General features: G+C 69.6%; 10 protein-coding genes and 1 tRNA gene. 1 reads left to right on the top strand and 10 read right to left on the bottom strand.

Annotated elements, in window-relative coordinates:
* Positions 1-44: 44 nt before the first annotated feature.
* The 6 genes from AB0H21_RS09595 to AB0H21_RS09570 form a co-directional block, all read right to left on the bottom strand.
* Complete coding sequence (locus tag AB0H21_RS09595) at positions 45-776, bottom strand: ABC transporter ATP-binding protein (RefSeq protein ID WP_358513901.1); 732 nt, start codon at positions 774-776, stop codon at positions 45-47.
* Positions 766-1,506: an ABC transporter ATP-binding protein gene (locus tag AB0H21_RS09590; RefSeq protein ID WP_358514238.1), complete on the bottom strand. Its 741-nt coding sequence runs from the start codon at positions 1,504-1,506 to the stop codon at positions 766-768. The genes AB0H21_RS09595 and AB0H21_RS09590 overlap by 11 nt, the downstream gene beginning before the upstream one ends.
* A gap of 38 nt (positions 1,507-1,544) precedes the next feature.
* The gene (locus tag AB0H21_RS09585; RefSeq protein WP_358513899.1) at positions 1,545-2,693 is read right to left on the bottom strand and encodes a branched-chain amino acid ABC transporter permease; all 1,149 of its coding nucleotides are present in this window, start codon (positions 2,691-2,693) and stop codon (positions 1,545-1,547) included.
* On the bottom strand, positions 2,690-3,658 hold the full coding sequence (locus AB0H21_RS09580; RefSeq protein ID WP_358513897.1) for a branched-chain amino acid ABC transporter permease: 969 nt from the start codon (positions 3,656-3,658) through the stop codon (positions 2,690-2,692). Before AB0H21_RS09580 ends, AB0H21_RS09585 begins: the two co-directional genes overlap by 4 nt.
* 99 nt (positions 3,659-3,757) lie before the next feature.
* Entirely contained in the window at positions 3,758-4,954 is a 1,197-nt protein-coding gene (locus AB0H21_RS09575; protein ID WP_358513895.1) for a branched-chain amino acid ABC transporter substrate-binding protein, read from the bottom strand.
* 374 nt (positions 4,955-5,328) lie between these two features.
* Positions 5,329-5,922 carry a response regulator gene (locus AB0H21_RS09570; RefSeq protein ID WP_358513893.1) on the bottom strand — a complete coding sequence of 198 codons (594 nt, stop codon included), beginning with the start codon at positions 5,920-5,922 and terminating at the stop codon, positions 5,329-5,331.
* 50 nt (positions 5,923-5,972) lie between these two features.
* Here AB0H21_RS09570 and AB0H21_RS09565 point away from each other — a divergent pair.
* A tRNA-Leu gene (locus AB0H21_RS09565) sits at positions 5,973-6,045 on the top strand.
* Between the two features lie 170 nt (positions 6,046-6,215).
* On the opposite strand, the gene pyk is transcribed toward AB0H21_RS09565, so the two are convergent.
* From pyk to gltB, 4 genes are all read right to left on the bottom strand, one after another.
* Entirely contained in the window at positions 6,216-7,646 is a 1,431-nt protein-coding gene (gene pyk / locus AB0H21_RS09560) for a pyruvate kinase (protein WP_358513891.1), read from the bottom strand.
* Between the two features lie 423 nt (positions 7,647-8,069).
* On the bottom strand, positions 8,070-9,791 hold the full coding sequence (locus AB0H21_RS09555) for a S8 family serine peptidase (RefSeq protein ID WP_358513889.1): 1,722 nt from the start codon (positions 9,789-9,791) through the stop codon (positions 8,070-8,072).
* A gap of 284 nt (positions 9,792-10,075) precedes the next feature.
* Positions 10,076-11,560, bottom strand: coding sequence for a glutamate synthase subunit beta (locus AB0H21_RS09550; RefSeq protein WP_358513888.1), 1,485 nt, complete (start codon positions 11,558-11,560; stop codon positions 10,076-10,078).
* 16 nt (positions 11,561-11,576) lie between these two features.
* Complete coding sequence (gene gltB, locus AB0H21_RS09545) at positions 11,577-16,091, bottom strand: glutamate synthase large subunit (RefSeq protein WP_358513886.1); 4,515 nt, start codon at positions 16,089-16,091, stop codon at positions 11,577-11,579.
* Positions 16,092-16,309: the final 218 nt, after the last annotated feature.

Below are 16,309 nucleotides of genomic sequence, written 5' to 3'. Positions count from 1 at the left end.
CACGCGCCGGTGGCGCCGGTTCGGCTCCCGCCGCGGCCGCCCGCTCAGTTCGCGCCGGACTCGGCCGGGCCGAACTCGCCGCCGAGGTACGCCGCGCGCACCTGCGGGTCGTTCAGAAGATCGGCCGCCGGCGCCGACTTGACGACCTTGCCGGTCTCCAGCACGTACGCCCGGTGGGCGAGCTGGAGTGCCTGCTGGGCGTTCTGTTCCACCAGCAGGACGGTGGTGCCGCGGTCGTTGATCTCCTTGATGATGGTGAAGATCTGCGCGACCAGCATCGGGGCGAGCCCCATCGACGGCTCGTCCAGCAGCAGCACCTTGGGCTTGCTCATCAGCGCCCGCCCGATGGCGACCATCTGCTGCTCACCGCCCGACATCGTGCCGCCGGCCTGGTTCCTGCGCTCGGCCAGCCGCGGGAACAGCTCGAAGACCTCGTCGAGGTCCTTGGTGAGGTCTCCGCTGCGGGTGTAGGCGCCCATGAGGAGGTTCTCGGTCACCGTCATGCCCGGGAAGACCCCGCGGCCCTCCGGAGACTGGCCGATCCCGGCGCGGACCCGCTTGTGCCCGGGCATCTTGCTGATGTCCTTGCCGTCGAAGGTGACGGTGCCCGACGTCAGCGCCCGCAGGCCCGAGATCGTCTTCAGCGTCGTGGTCTTGCCGGCCCCGTTCGCGCCGATCAGCGTGACGATCTCGCCCTCGGCCACCTCGAGCGAGATGCCCTTGATGGCCTCGATCTTGCCGTAGTGGACGCGCATGTCCTTGACTTCAAGAAGCATCTGCCGGAGCTCCCAAGTACGCCTCGATGACCCGCGGGTCGTTCTGCACCTCGGCTGGAAGACCGTCGGCGATCTTCTGCCCGAAGTCGAGCACCGCGATGCGGTCGCTGATGCCCATCACCAGGGCCATGTCGTGCTCGATGAGCAGCACCGTGCGCCCGCCGTCGCGGATCTTGCGGATCAGGACCTGGAGCGACTCCTTCTCCGCCGGGTTCATACCCGCCGCGGGCTCGTCCAGCAGCAGCAACTTGGGCTTGGTGGCGAGCGCGCGGGCGATCTCCAGCCTCCGCTGGTCGCCGTAGGGGAGGTTCTTGGCGGTCTCCTCGGCGCGGTGCGGGATGCCCACGAACTCCAGGAGCTCCATGGCGAGGGCCTTGCCGTCCCGCTCCTCGTTGCGGTGCCACGGGAGGCCGAGCGCCACGCTGATCATGCCCGCGCGGTGGTGGGCGTCGGCCCCGACCATCACGTTCTCCAGCGCCGACATGTTGTGGAACAGCCGGATGTTCTGGAACGTACGGGCGATGCCGCGCTTGGTGACCTTGAACCGCTTCATGCCGTCGATGCGGTCGCCGTCGAACACCACCATGCCGGACGTCGGCCGGTAGACGCCGGTGACGACGTTGAACACCGTCGTCTTCCCGGCGCCGTTCGGGCCGATGAGCGCGAAGATCTCGCCCTCGTTGATCGTCAGCTCGACCTCACGCAGCGCGACGACGCCGCCGAACTGCATCTTGACGCTCTGCAACTGCAGAAGCGGGCGCGGTTCGCTCACTTGGCTGCTCCCTCGGCTGCGGCCTGGGTCTCCGGACCCGGGACCTCGGCCCCCATGCTTCCCATTCCTCCCGTACCCTCCGCCAGTTCCGCCTTGCGGCGGCGGGACGGCAGCAGTCCCTCCGGACGGAAGATCATCAGCGCGACCAGGGCGGCGCCGAAGACCAGGATGCGGTAGTCGGACAGGCCGCGGAAGCGCTCGGGCAGCCACGCGACGAGGAACGCGCCCAGGATGACGCCGGGGATGTTCCCCGAGCCGCCGAGCACGACGGCCGCCAGGATGGTCGCCGAGAGCATGAACAGGAAGTCGTTCGGGTTGATCGAGATGGTCTTGCCGGCCCAGACGACTCCCATGGCGCCGCCGATCGAGGCGCCGATCGCGAACGCCAGCAGCTTGAACTTGAAGGTCGGCACGCCCATGACCTCGGCGGCGTCCTCGTCCTCACGGATGGCGGCCCACGCGCGGCCGACGCGGCTCTTCTCCCAGCGCTTCACGAAGATGATGATCGCGGTGGCGACGACGACCAGCAGGTAGTAGTACGGTCGGGGGTCCAGCACGCCGTAGTGGAAGACGTCCACCCCGAAGATCTGGACGCCGTCGATGCTCGGCGGGTGCGGGATGCCGGCGATGCCGCGGGGGCCGCCGATGGCGTCGGTGTTCTCGGCCGTCTGCCGGACGATCTCACCGAATCCGAGCGTGACGATCGCCAGGTAGTCGCCCCGGAGGCGCAGCGTCGGGCCGCCCAGCACGATGCCGGACAAGGCCGACAGCAGGACGCCGGCGATCAGGATCTCCCAGAAGTTCAGCCCGACCCTGGTGCCCAGCAGGGCCATCGCGTACCCGCCGATGGCGAAGAACGCGACGTACCCGAGGTCGAGCAGCCCGGCCTGGCCGACGACCACGTTGAGGCCGATCCCCAGCAGCACGTAGGTGCCGATGGGGAAGAACAGGACGCTGGCCCAGTCGCTGTAGGGCGACATGAACTGCCCGAGGGTGTCCGAGGGCAGCAGCAGGGCGATGACGAACAGCAGGACGTAGACCGTCCATCGCTGCCAGCCGGAGGCGGTCGCCCAGCGGTCGCGGACGCGGTCGAGGAACGACCCGACGGCGTTACGGCGGTTGCCGATCGTGGAATCGGTGCTCATGCGCGCGCCTGCTGGAGAGATTCACCGAGGATGCCGGTGGGCCGGAACATCAGGACCAGGACGAGAACGGTGAAGGCGATGACATCCTTCCATCCCGAGCCGAAGACGGCGGCGCCGTAGTTCTCGATGAGACCGAGGAACAGGCCGCCGAGCAACGCTCCACGTAGGTTGCCGATGCCCCCGAGCACCGCGGCCGTGAACGCCTTGATGCCGAGGAGGAAGCCGATGGAGAACTTGGTGACCTCGAACTGCAGGATGAACAGCGCACCGGCGAGGCCGGCCATCAGGCCGCCGATGAGGAACGTCACGCGCACGATCTTGTCGATGTCGACGCCCATCAGGACCGCGGTCTGCGGGTCCTGCGAGGTCGCGCGGATACCGCGGCCGATCTTCGTGCGGTTCACCAGCAGGTCGAGCAGCACCATCATGCCGACCGCCGCCACGAAGATCAGCACCTGGTCGATGCGGACCTGCGCGCCGCCGAACGTGAACAGGGTGTCCTTCTCCATGATGCGCGCGACGCCCATCTGGTTGCGGCCCTGCTGCGGACGGTTGAACACGTGCGGGATGATCACCAGGGCGAAGAGCTCCTGCAGGAAGAGCGAGGCACCGATGGCCGAGATGAGCGCCGCCAGGCGGGACGCGCCGCGTTTTCGCAGCGGGCGGTAGGCGATGCGCTCCAGCAGCATGGCCGACCCGGCGGACGCGGCGCCTCCCGCGAGCAGCATCAGCAGCAGGCCGCCGACGAGCGCCAGGCCGGTCAGCGGCTTGGTGATGCCGAGCGTCATCACCACGAACGCCGACGCCATGGTGCCGATCATGAAGATCTCGGAGTGCGCGAAGTTGATGAGGCGCAGGACGCCGTAGACCATCGTGTAGCCGAGGGCGACGAGGCCGTAGATCGCGCCCAGGATGAGGCCGTCGATCGTGTACGGCCAGAAGGAGCCGAGAAGGTTATCGAACACGGATAATCGCTTTCAGGGGAGCCTTCACGCGGGAAGGGACGGGGGCGGGACCGCCACGGCGTTCCCGCCCCCTCATACCTGGCCGGTAACTTTGGTCCGTCAGCCGAGCGTGGCCGTCGTCGTGTCGCCGAGCAGGCCGATCTGGCCACCCTTGACCTGGTAAATGTAGATCGACTTCGCCGAGGGCTCACCGTTCGGGTCGAACTTGATGGGCTTGGAGATGCCCTGGAAGTCCGACTTGCCGACCGCGTCGTTGATGGCGTCGGTGGTGGTCGCACCGGAGCCGATCGCCTTCAGGAACGTCGTCATCGCGTCGTAGCCCTCGGTGGCGTAGATCAGCGGGTCGGCGCCGAACTTCGCCTTGTAGTCGGTGGCGAACTTCTTGACCTTCTCGTCGGTCTCGGCCGCGGTCGGGATGCGGCAGGGGCAGCCGATGAGCGCGCCCTCGGCCTGCGGGGCGCCGGCGCTCTCGATGAGGCCCTTGTCGAGCGAACCGTCAGCGGAGAAGAACTTCGCCGTAACGCCCTTGTCGCGGAGCTGCTTGAGCAGCTTGCCGGCGGCGGCGTAGTAGCCGCCGAAGAAGATGGCGTCCGGCTTGGCGGAGACGACCTTGTTGACGGTCGAGGAGTAGTCGGTCGCCGCGGGGTCGAGCGCGTCGTCCGTCAGCGTGACGCCCTTGGACTTGAGCTGCCCGCGGACGGCGTCGCCGAGGCCCTTGCCGTACTCGGACTTGTCGTCGATGACGAAGACGTTCTTGGCGGCCGCCGCGCCGGCGATGAAGTCGGCGATGGCCGGCCCCTGCACACCGTCGTTCGGGACGACGCGGTGCCAGTACTTCCATCCGTTCTTGGCAAGGTCGACGTTGGTGGCCGAGGCGGAGATGTTCGGGATCTTCGCCTCCTCGAGCACCGGGACGGCCTGCTTGGACTCACCGGAGAAAGCCGGACCGACCAGGCCGACGATCTTGTCGGTCTTGATGGCCTTCTGAGCAAGGGAGACAGCCGTCGTCGCGTCCGCGCGGCTGTCGTACTTGATCATCTCCACCTTGACCTTGGGGTTGGTGGCGTTGTACTCGTCAACGGCAAGCTGGGCGCCGTTGCTCGGCGGGATGACGATGCCGGAGTTCTCACCCGACAGGTCGCCCATGAAGCCGATCTTGAGAACGGACGGCGCGGTGGAACCGGAGCTGTCACCGCCCGAGCCCGACCCTGAATCGCCACCACACGCGGCGAGACCAACGGTAAGTGCCACACCGACGGCGAGCACGCCCCCGAGGCGAGCAATCTTGGGCCGCAAGGTTGCCTTCCTTTCGCCTGATCCCGCGTCGGGATCGGGTTCACAGAGCCACCCTGGCGATCTGTCCAGGGCTCGTTGACGGCATTACACTCAGCTCAAGTCACAGGTCGGTACAGAGTCACATCACGTTACCGCTTCGTTATCACACCGGTCCTCTTCGGCGATCGACCCGAAAAGTAAAGGTCACATGGGCGATGAGGCACGGCGCACTCCTCACGGGACCGGCCCCGGGGATCACCCACAGCACACGCGCACCACTCTTTGACACGGAGGGCGCCGTCATTCTGACACACCCTGTGCGCCCCCACCAGCGAGCGGGACGCGCACGGAAGCGCGCGGCGTAGAGGTGCTGCCTCACAAGCCCTCAGGGAGCCTCAGGACTCCGCGGGCACGTCCTGGGCGTCGGTGACCACGGCCTGGGCTATCTGGCGCATGCTCATGCGGCGGTCCATGGAGGCCTTCTGGATCCAGCGGAAGGCCTGCGGCTCGGTCCAGCCGTGCTGCGCCATCAGCAGGCCCTTGGCGCGCTCGACGAGCTTGCGGGTCTCCAGGCGCTCGCCGAGGGTGGTGACCTCCTTCTCGAGCGCCATGATCTCGACATGGCGGCTCACGGCCATCTCGATGGCCGGCACCAGGTCGGACTTGGTGAACGGCTTCACCAGGTAGGCCATGGCCCCGGCGTCCCTGGCCCGCTCGACCAGGTCGCGCTGGGAGAACGCCGTCAGGATCAGGCAGGGGGCCACGCGCTCGGACACGATGCGCTCGGCGGCCGAGATGCCGTCCAGGATCGGCATCTTCACGTCCAGGATCACCAGATCGGGGCGTTGCTCCAAGGCGAGCCCGACGGCCGACTCGCCGTCCCCGGCCTCCCCGACGACGGCATAGCCCTCCTCTTCCAGCATCTCCTTGAGGTCGAGGCGGATCAGAGCCTCGTCTTCCGCGATCACCACTCGCCGCTGCGTACTCACGACCAAGAGAGTACCTACGTCCGCTAGATTAGGGGCACGAGCCTCACGGCGCCCCGATAGACCAACGGCAGAGTCAATGGCCTCAAAATCCATCAAGTGTGGGTTCGAATCCCACTCGGGGCACTGAAGCGGGAACCCAGCGCGAACAGCGGCGGGGACCCAGACGCGAATCGGGCACTCACGCACGACGGGAGCGACCCGTCGAGGGCCGCTCCCGTCCGCCGCGAGGCCGTTTTCGTCGCGACATCGTCCTGATTCGGCCCGCCGGAGCCCTCCGGCGGGCCGAACGTCGCTCAGCCGGCGCTGGAGACCGCCGAGCCGATGGTGTGCACGCGCAGGGCGTTGGTGGACCCGGGGTTGCCGGGAGGCGAGCCGGCGACGATCACGACCTTGTCGCCCTTCTCGCAGCGGCCGAGCGAGAGCAGGGCCGACTCGACCTGGCGCACCATGTCGTCGGTGTGGTGGACGAAGGGGACCTCGAAGGTCTCGACGCCCCACGTGAGCGCGAGCTGGCCGCGCACCTCGGGCGCGGAGGTGAAGGCCAGCAGCGGGATCGGCGAGCGGTAGCGGGCCAGACGGCGCGCGGTCTCACCGGACATCGTGAAGGCGCACAGGGCCTTGGCCCCGACGATCGCGCCGACCTCGGCGGCGGCGCGGGCGATGGCCCCGCCGGTCGTCTCCGGAAGGCGGTCGAAGGTGTGGGTGGACTGCAGCGTCTCGGCCTCGGCGGCGCAGGCGATGCGGTCCATGGTGGCCACGGCCTCGATCGGGTGGTCGCCGACCGACGTCTCGCCCGAGAGCATGACCGCGTCGGCGCCGTCCATGACGGCGTAGGCGACGTCGGAGGCCTCGGCGCGGGTGGGCCGGGGCGCGCTCATCATCGAGTCCAGCATCTGGGTGGCGACGATGACCGGGTGGGCCTTCTCGCGCGCCAGGGCGATGGCACGGCGCTGGACGATCGGGACCTGCTCCAGCGGAAGCTCCACGCCGAGGTCGCCGCGGGCGACCATGATGCCGTCGAAGGCGTCGACGATCTCCTCCAGGAGGTCGACGGCCTGCGGCTTCTCGATCTTGGCGAGCAGCGGGAGGTGCACGCCCTCCTCGTCCATGATCTGCCGGACCAGGGCGGCGTCATCGGGGCTGCGGACGAAGGAGAGGGCGATCAGGTCGAAGCCCGTGCGCAGCGCCCAGCGCAGGTCTTCCTCGTCCTTCTCGGTGAGGGCGGGGGCGGACACGGCGACGCCGGGCAGGTTGAGGCCCTTGTTGTTGGAGATCATGCCGCCGACGACGACCTTGGTGACGACGCGCGGGCCCTCGACGGCCGTGGCCTCCAGGACCAGGCGCCCGTCGTCGACCAGGATCTTGTCGCCCGGCTTGACGTCGGCGGGCAGGCCCTCGTAGGTGGTGGAGACCAGCGCGCGGTCGCCGGGGACGTCCTCGGTCGTGATCGTGAAGACGTCGCCGAAGCCCAGGCGGACCGGGCCCTCGGCGAAGCGGCCGACCCGGATCTTGGGCCCCTGCAGGTCCGCCAGGACGCCTACGGCCTTGCCTAGGTCGGCGGCGGCCTCCCGCACCCGGCCGTGAATCTCCTTGTGGAGCTCATGGCTCCCATGACTGAGGTTGAACCGGGCGACGTTCATTCCCGCCGCGATCAGTTCGCGCAGGCGCTCCGGAGAGGAGGTGGCCGGCCCCAGTGTGCACACGATCTTCGCTCGACGACTCACAAGTCCTACCCTAATTGGTACAGACCACTTGGCGATGACGAAGTCCACAGCCCCCGGCGAAATCCAGGTGACGTGGGGCCGCCATAAGGGCCGCGGCGTGCCGAGTCGCAGGAAGGGGCCCTGTCGCCAGGGGGCCGCCAGAGTGGGGGCCGCAACCGTGCCCATTGCCGAGCCTCCGGCTCGGCGGTTCGGGGCGCCCCTTCAGGCGGCGTTCTTCCGCCCTCGGGTGCAAGGGATCGTTCCTCACTCTTGCACCCAAGGACTCCAGAACACCGCCGCGCCCCGAACTGTGCCTATTGCCGCGCCTTCGGCACGGCGGGTCCGGGGCGCACTTCAGGCGATGTTCTTCCGTCGTCACTCGGAAGGGCTCGTTCCTCACCCTTCCTCCCTCCTCCTCCAGAACACCGCCGCGCCCCGAACAGGTCAGCCCTTGGTGGTGGCGGCGCGGGAGGCGCTGACGATGCCGCGCCCGTAGAAGCCGTTCTTGGCGCGGGGGCCGGCGCAGACGTGCGTCTCCTCGCTGACGGAGTACTTCGTGGCGCCGGACGCGGGGCACGCCGTCGGGGTGGCCGTGGCGTACAGCAGCCTCTCCACCGTGGCCGGGCTGAGGGCCAGGCCGCCCTTGCCGGGCTTGCCGAAGCGGCTGATCAGGATCGCGGCGACGCCGGTGGCGTGCGGCGACGCCATCGAGGTGCCCGACAGGTACTGGTAGTAGGCGCACTTCCCGTTGTGGCAGTCGCGTACCACCTGCGAGGTCTTGGGCCTGCCCGAGGCGTCGATCAGGTTCTGCCTGCGCAGCGCCTTCTCGGGAGCCGCGGCGAGGATCTCGCGGGCCGTGCCCTTCAGGGACGTGCCCTCGTCGGAGGGGTCGCCGCCGGGGGCGGACAGGTCGGTCTGCTCCACGCCGTAGTCGGAGTACCAGGCCTTGCCCCCGCTCGGGCCGAGCGCGGAGATGGAGATGACGCCGCGGGACTCGGCGGGGACGTTGATGCACGAGTTGTCGATCTTTCGCTCGCGCTCGCTGTTGAGGGGGTAGCCGGGGCTGTCCTTGTCCACGGTCGGGCGGCCGAGGTCGGTGGAACCGTTGCCGAGGGCGCTGATGAGCGTGACGCCGTGGCCGCGGGCGTAGTCGAGCGCGCGCTGGACGCCGGTGATGATGCCCTGCTGCTGGAGCTGCTCGGCCCGCGAGTCCGACGGGTTGTGCGCGCAGTTGAACGTCCAGGGGTCGACGAAGAAGCTCATGTTGACCACGTCGATGCCCGCGTCGCCCGCGTAGGTGAGCGCGTCCAGCACCGGCTTGAGGAAGAAGAAGCCCGAGTCCGTACCGGCGCGGATGTTGACCAGCGACACGTCCGGCGCGACGCCCGCGACGCCGATGCCGTTGAGCGGCGAGCCGATCGTGCTGGCGACGTGGGTGCCGTGGCCGTCGTCGTCCACGTCGACCGGGTCTTTACAGCCCTTGGCCTCGCACGGCCCGTCGAGCGTCTTGCCGTTGGGGTCGTTGGGACGGTCGGTGACGAAGTTGCGGCTGAGCGCCCGGTTGAAGTTCGGGGCGATGTCGGGGTGCTTGCCGTCCACGCCGGTGTCGATGATGCCGACCAGGACCTTCTTGTTGCCGCGCGCCGTGGCGTAGGAGCCGGTGGCGGTGGCGCCGATCATCTTCATGTCCCACTGCCGGGACGAGAGCGGGTCCGCGCCGCCCTTGGCCGCGGCGCTCCCGGACGCCGTGCTCTCGGACGCCGTGCTCTCTGAGACGGTGCTCTCGGAAGCGCGCCGGACCGTGGCCGCCGCGCCGCGCGCGGACGTGGAGGTCAGGGCGGTGGCCGTGCCGATCCGGCGGTCGCTCGTCACGCCGACGACGGACGGGGAGGCGCCCAGCCGCTCGGCGAACGCGGTTCCCGCGCCCCGGGCGACGACGTAGCCGAGCTTGGCGTCCACCGCGCCCGCCGAGCCGCCCGCGGTCCTGATCGCGCCGAGCGCGTCGTCCCGGGCTCCGGGGGCGTAGAAGACCAGGAACTCGGGCGTCCCCCCGGAGGCCGGCGCGGCGCCGGCGGGACCGGCACCCGTCAGGACAGAACCGGCGGCGAGCGCGCCCACCGTGACCGAAACGACCGCGCCTTTCAGGCGTCCGTACCCCCGCACCATTGACCCTCTCCTCTTGCCTCACCTACGACGAGGCAGCATCTTTCAGTGGATCGAGGACCAAAGCAACTCGTGGACAGATTCCCCCGGCATACGATCCGATCTATACAGATGTAACTACAAGCTATATGAGACGCGCATAAAAACGAATAAAGAGGACGGCGCTTCGGTGGGTGAAACGCCGTCCTCGCAGGTCACCTCACCGGCAGGTCCAGGGCCGCCGCAGCCGCGCCCCGGACCGTGCCGTCAGACCGTGCCGTCACACCGTGAGCCCTCAGAGCGTACCCTCAGACCAGGGGGCGGGCCGTCGGCGGGATCGCCACGGGCAGGGCGGTGTGCCCGGTCAGGTAGCGGTCGACGGACGCGGCCGCCGAGCGGCCCTCCGCGATCGCCCAGACGATGAGCGACTGCCCCCGGCCCATGTCGCCGGCGACGAAGACGCCCTCGACGCCCGACATGTAGCCCTTGTCCCGCGCGACGTTGCCGCGGGCGTCGAAGAACGTCTCCGGCTCGTCCGCGAGCGCCGCGAGGTCGTCGAGCAGCGGGCCCTTCTCCGGCCCCACGAAGCCCATCGCCAGCGTGACCAGCTCGGCGGGGATCTCGCGCTCCGAGCCCGGGATGGGCTTGAAACCGCTCGCCGGGCCCTCGACGTCCACCAGGCGCAGGGCCTTCAGCCGGCCCCGCTCGTCGCCGACGAACTCGGTCGTGGACACCGCGTACACCCGCGCGCCGCCCTCGGCCTCGAGCTCCTCGTGCGCGCTCTCCACCTTGAACAGCATCGGGTAGGTCGGCCACGGCTGGGCGTCCGGCCGCTGGGCCGGCGGCATCGGCATGATCTCCAGCTGGGTGATGGAGGCCGCGCCCTGGCGCAGCGCCGTGCCGATGCAGTCGGCGCCGGTGTCGCCGCCGCCGATCACCACGACGTGCTTGCCCTCGGCGGAGATCGGGGACCGCGGGTAGTCGCCCTCCTGCGCCTTGTTGGCGGGCGGGAGGTACTCCATCGCCTGGTGCACGCCCGCGAGCTCGCGCCCCGCCACCGGCAGGTCGCGCCACGCCGTGGCCCCGCCCGCCAGCACGATGGCGTCGAACTCCTCGCGCAGGCGCGCGACTGTGACGTCCACGCCGGCGTTGACCCCGGCGCGGAACTCGGTGCCCTCGGCGCGCATCTGCGCCAGGCGCCGGTCGACGTGGCGCTTCTCCATCTTGAACTCGGGGATGCCGTAGCGCAGCAGGCCGCCGATACGGTCGGCCCGCTCGAACACCACGACGTCGTGCCCGGCCCGGGTGAGCTGCTGGGCGGCGGCCAGGCCCGCGGGCCCGGAGCCGACCACGGCCACCCGCTTGCCGGTCTTGGACGTCGGCGGCTGCGGGGGCACCCAGCCCTCGGCGAAGGCGCGGTCGATGATCTCGACCTCGACGCGCTTGATCGCCACCGGGTCGGAGTTGATGCCGAGCACACACGCCGCCTCGCACGGGGCGGGGCACAACCTACCGGTGAACTCCGGGAAGTTGTTGGTCGCGTGCAGCCGCTCGATCGCCTCGCGCCAGTCGTCGCGATATACGAGGTCGTTCCACTCGGGGATGAGGTTCCCGAGCGGGCAGCCGTTGTGGCAGAACGGGATGCCGCAGTCCATGCAGCGCGCGGCCTGCGTGGTGAGCGCGGGCTTGGGGAAGTCCTCGTAGACCTCGCGCCAGTCGCGGATGCGCACGTCGACCGGGCGGCGCGCCGGCAGCTCACGGGCGTGCGTCAGGAAACCCTTCGGGTCGGCCATTCGGTGAAACCCCCCTTTAACCGTGCACGGCGGCCATGACCGCCTCGTCGATGTCCCGGCCCTCGGCCCGCGCGGTCTCGGCGGCCTTGAGCACCCTCTTGTAGTCGATCGGCATGATCTTGCCGAAGCGGGTAAGCGTGCCGTCCCAGTCGTCCAGCAGCGCCTTGGCGACGGTGGAGCCCGTCTCGGCCAGGTGGCGCTCGACGATCTCGCGCAGGAACTCCGAGTCGGACTCGGTGAGCTGCTCGATCTCGACCATCTCGCGGTTGACCCGCGCCTGGTTCAGGTCCAGCACGTAGGCGATTCCGCCCGACATGCCCGCCGCGAAGTTGCGGCCGGTCGGGCCGAGCACGACCGCGCGTCCGCCGGTCATGTACTCGCAGCCGTGGTCGCCCACGCCCTCGACGACGGCGGTCGCGCCGGAGTTGCGGACGCAGAACCGCTCGCCGACCACGCCGCGGATGAACACCTCGCCGGAGGTCGCGCCGTACAGGCCGACGTTGCCGGCGATGACCTGCGTCTCGGCGCTGAACGGCGCGTCCGGGTGCGGCCGCACGGTGACACGCCCGCCCGACAGGCCCTTGGCCAGGTAGTCGTTGGCGTCGCCGGTCAGCCGCAGCGTGACGCCCTTCGGCACGAACGCGCCGAAGGAGTTGCCCGCCGAGCCGGTGAAGCTCACGTCGATCGTGTTGTCCGGCAGGCCCTCGCCGCCGTACCGCTTGGTCACCTGGTTGCCCAGCATGGTGCCGACCGTGCGGTTGACGTTGCGGATCGGCAGCTCCAGCGTCACCCGGTCGCCGTACTTCAGCGCGCCCTCGGCGAGCTGGATCAGCGTGTTGTCCAGCGCCTTGTCCAGGCCGTGGTCCTGCGGGACGGTGTGCCGCAGCGGCGTGCCCTCGGGCAGCGAGGGCACGTGCAGGATCGGGGACAGGTCCAGGCCCGCCGCCTTCCAGTGGTCCTCGGCGGCCGTGGTGTCGAGGAACTCGGCGTGGCCGACGGCCTCGTCGATCGAGCGGAACCCGAGCGCGGCGAGGTACTCGCGCACCTCCCGGGCGACGAACTCGAAGAAGTTGACCACGAACTCCGGCTTGCCGCTGAACCGCCTGCGCAGCTCGGGGTTCTGCGTCGCGACGCCCACCGGGCAGGTGTCCAGGTGGCAGACGCGCATCATGACGCAGCCGGACACCACCAGCGGCGCGGTCGCGAAGCCGAACTCCTCGGCCCCGAGCAGCGCGGCGACGATGACATCCCTGCCGGTCTTGAGCTGGCCGTCGGCCTGGACGACGATGCGGTCGCGCAGGCCGTTGAGCAGCAGGGTCTGCTGGGTCTCGGCCAGGCCGAGCTCCCAGGGCGCGCCCGCGTGCTTGATCGAGGTCAGCGGCGAGGCGCCGGTGCCGCCGTCGTGGCCGGAGATGAGCACGACGTCGGCGTGGGCCTTGCTGACGCCCGCCGCGACCGTGCCGACCCCGACCTCGGCGACCAGCTTGACGTGGACGCGCGCCTCGGGGTTGGAGTTCTTCAGGTCGTGGATGAGCTGGGCGAGGTCCTCGATCGAGTAGATGTCGTGGTGCGGCGGCGGCGAGATGAGGCCGACGCCGGGCGTGGAGTGCCGGGTCTTGGCGATCCACGGGTACACCTTGTGGCCGGGAAGCTGGCCGCCCTCGCCCGGCTTGGCGCCCTGCGCCATCTTGATCTGCAGGTCCGCGGCGTTGACCAGGTACTCGCTGGTGACGCCGAAGCGGCCGGAGGCCACCTGCTTGATCGCGCTGCGGCGCACGGGGTCGTGCAGGCGCTCGGGGTCCTCGCCGCCCTCGCCGGTGTTGGACTTGGCGCCCAGCCGGTTCATGGCGATCGCGATGGTCTCGTGCGCCTCCCGCGAGATCGACCCGTAGGACATCGCGCCGGTGGAGAACCGCTTGACGATGCTCTCGACCGGCTCGACCTCGTCGATCGACACGGCCGGGCGCAGGCCCTCGCGCAGCTTGAACAGGCCGCGCAGCGTCATGAGCTTCTCGGCCTGGCCGTCCACCAGGTCGGTGTACTGCTTGAAGATCTCGTAGCGGCGGGTGCGGGTGGCGTGCTGGAGGCGGAAGACCGTCTCCGGGCTGAACAGGTGCGGCTCGCCCTCGCGGCGCCACTGGTACTCACCGCCGACCTCCAGCCGGCGGTGGGCGTTCTCGGCGCGCGGGTAGGCGCGCCGGTGGCGCAGCGCGGTCTCCCCGGCGAGCACGTCGAAGCCGACGCCGCCCAGGCGCGAGGTGGTGCCCGCGAAGCAGGCGTCCACGACGTCCTGGCCGAGGCCGAGCGCCTCGAAGATCTGCGCGCCGGTGTAGGACGCGACCGTGGACACGCCCATCTTGGACATGATCTTCAGGACGCCCTTGCCGTACGCCTTGATCAGGTTGCGGACGGCCGCGCGCGGGTCGAGCGCGAGCGTCCCCGAGGCGATCATGTCCTCGACGGTCTCGATCGCGAGGTACGGGTTCACCGCGGAGGCGCCGTAGCCGATCAGCAGCGCCATGTGGTGGCACTCGCGGGCCTCGCCGGTCTCGACGACCAGGCCGACGCGCGTCCGCGACTTCTCGTGGATCAGGTGGTGGTGCACCGCGCCGGTCAGCATCAGCGACGGGATCGGCGCCATACGGGCATCGGAGCCGCGGTCGGACAGCACGATGATGCGGGCCCCGCCCGCGATGGCCTCGGAGACCTCGGCGCAGATCTCCTCCAGGCGGTGCAGCAGCCCCTCACCGCCGCCGGACACCTCGAACAGGCCGGAGACGACGTGCGGCTGGAAGCCCGGCAGCGCGCCCTCGTCGTTGATGTGGATGATCTTCGCGAGCTCGTCGTTGTCGATCACCGGGTACGGCAGCACGAGCCGGCGGCAGGACGCCGGGCCCGGCGCGAGCAGGTTGCCCTCGGGGCCGATCGTCGTCTGCAGCGAGGTGACCAGCTCTTCGCGGATCGCGTCGAGCGGCGGGTTGGTGACCTGGGCGAACAGCTGGCTGAAGTAGTCGAACAGCAGCCTCGGCTTCTCGCTCAGCACCGCGACCGGCGAGTCGGTGCCCATCGAGCCGATCGGCTCGGCGCCCGTCTTCGCCATCGGCGCCAGGATGATCCGCAGCTCCTCCTCGGTGTACCCGAAGGTCTGCTGGCGCTTCACCAGGGCCTCGTGGGTGACGATCGGGCGCTGGCGCTCGGGCAGCTCCTCGAACCGGACGAGCCCGGCGTGCAGCCAGTCGGCGTACGGCTCGGCGGCGGCCAGCTCGGCCTTGATCTCGTCATCCTCGATGATCTTGCCGAGGGAGGTGTCGACGAGGAACATCTTGCCGGGCTGCAGGCGGCCCTTGCGCACCACCTTGGACGCCTCGATGTCCAGCACGCCGGCCTCGGAGGCGAGCACCACCAGGCCGTCCTCGGTCACCCAGTAGCGTCCCGGGCGCAGGCCGTTGCGGTCGAGCACCGCGCCGACCAGGGTACCGTCGCTGAAGGTGATCGAGGCCGGGCCGTCCCACGCCTCCATCGAGGTGGAGTGGTACTCGTAGAACGCGCGCCGCGCCGGGTCCATCTCCGCGTGGTTCTCCCACGCCTCGGGGATCATCATCAGCACGGCGTGCGGCAGGCTCCGGCCGCCGAGGTGCAGCAGTTCGAGGCACTCGTCGAAGGATGCCGTGTCCGAGCCGTCCGGGTCGCAGATCGGGAACAGCCGCGCGGGGTCGCCGGGGATCAGCTCGCTGTTCAGCATCGCCTCACGGGCCCGCATCCAGTTGCGGTTGCCCTTGACGGTGTTGATCTCACCGTTGTGCGCGACGTACCGGTACGGGTGCGCCAGCGGCCACGACGGGAACGTGTTGGTGGAGAACCGCGAGTGCACCAGCGCGATCGCGCTCTCGAACCGCTCGTCGGTCAGGTCCGGGAAGAACTCCCCGAGCTGAGGGGTCGTCAGCATGCCCTTGTAGACGATCGTCCGTGAGGACAGCGAGGGGAAGTAGACGTCCACCTCGTGCTCGGCCCGCTTGCGCAGGCAGAAGGCCAGCCGGTCGAGCTCCAGGCCGGTCTCGCCGCCCGGCGAGGACACGAAGAGCTGCAGGAACGCGGGCATGACGGCGCGGGCGCTCGGGCCCGGGTGGGAGGCGTCGACGGGGAGCTCACGCCACCCGAGGACCGTCAGGCCCTCCTCGGCGGCGATCTCCTCGATCATCCCGGTGGCGATCGCGCGGGCCTGCGCGTCCACCGGCAGGAAGGCGATGCCCGCGGCGTAGGAGCCGGCCGGGGGAAGGGGGAAGTCCACAGAAACGCGGAGGAACGCGTCGGGCAACTGCGTCAGGATGCCGGCACCGTCCCCGGTGTCCGGTTCACTACCCTTGGCTCCTCGGTGATCGAGATTGCGCAGTGCCGTCAGGGCCTTCGCGACGATGTCGTGCGTGCGGCGGCCGTGGACATCGGCCACCATGGCGACACCACAGGCGTCATGCTCATGCGAAGGGTGGTACAGGCCCTGGGGCTCGGGGAAACCGAGGCGGGCAGCAGGCATTGAATCCCTCCCGTCGTCTTCGTCTGCTTCGTCTGAATTGGCGAGTGCAGGCAAGAGGGACGACGTTGGCCCTGCTGCAGTTAGGTGTGTAGAGACTACCTCACCCTGCCGGAATGGTGCCCGCCAGGTGGGAATCGCGAACATTCACCATCGGAGTGCCCACATCTGGGTGTACACAGCCGTACGTCCCAGGCCGCGAACACTTGAACGGCTCATGC

Source organism: Sphaerisporangium sp. NPDC051011 (assembly GCF_040653595.1).
Lineage (GTDB): Bacteria > Actinomycetota > Actinomycetes > Streptosporangiales > Streptosporangiaceae > Sphaerisporangium.
This window is presented reverse-complemented; position numbering and strand designations above follow the sequence as displayed.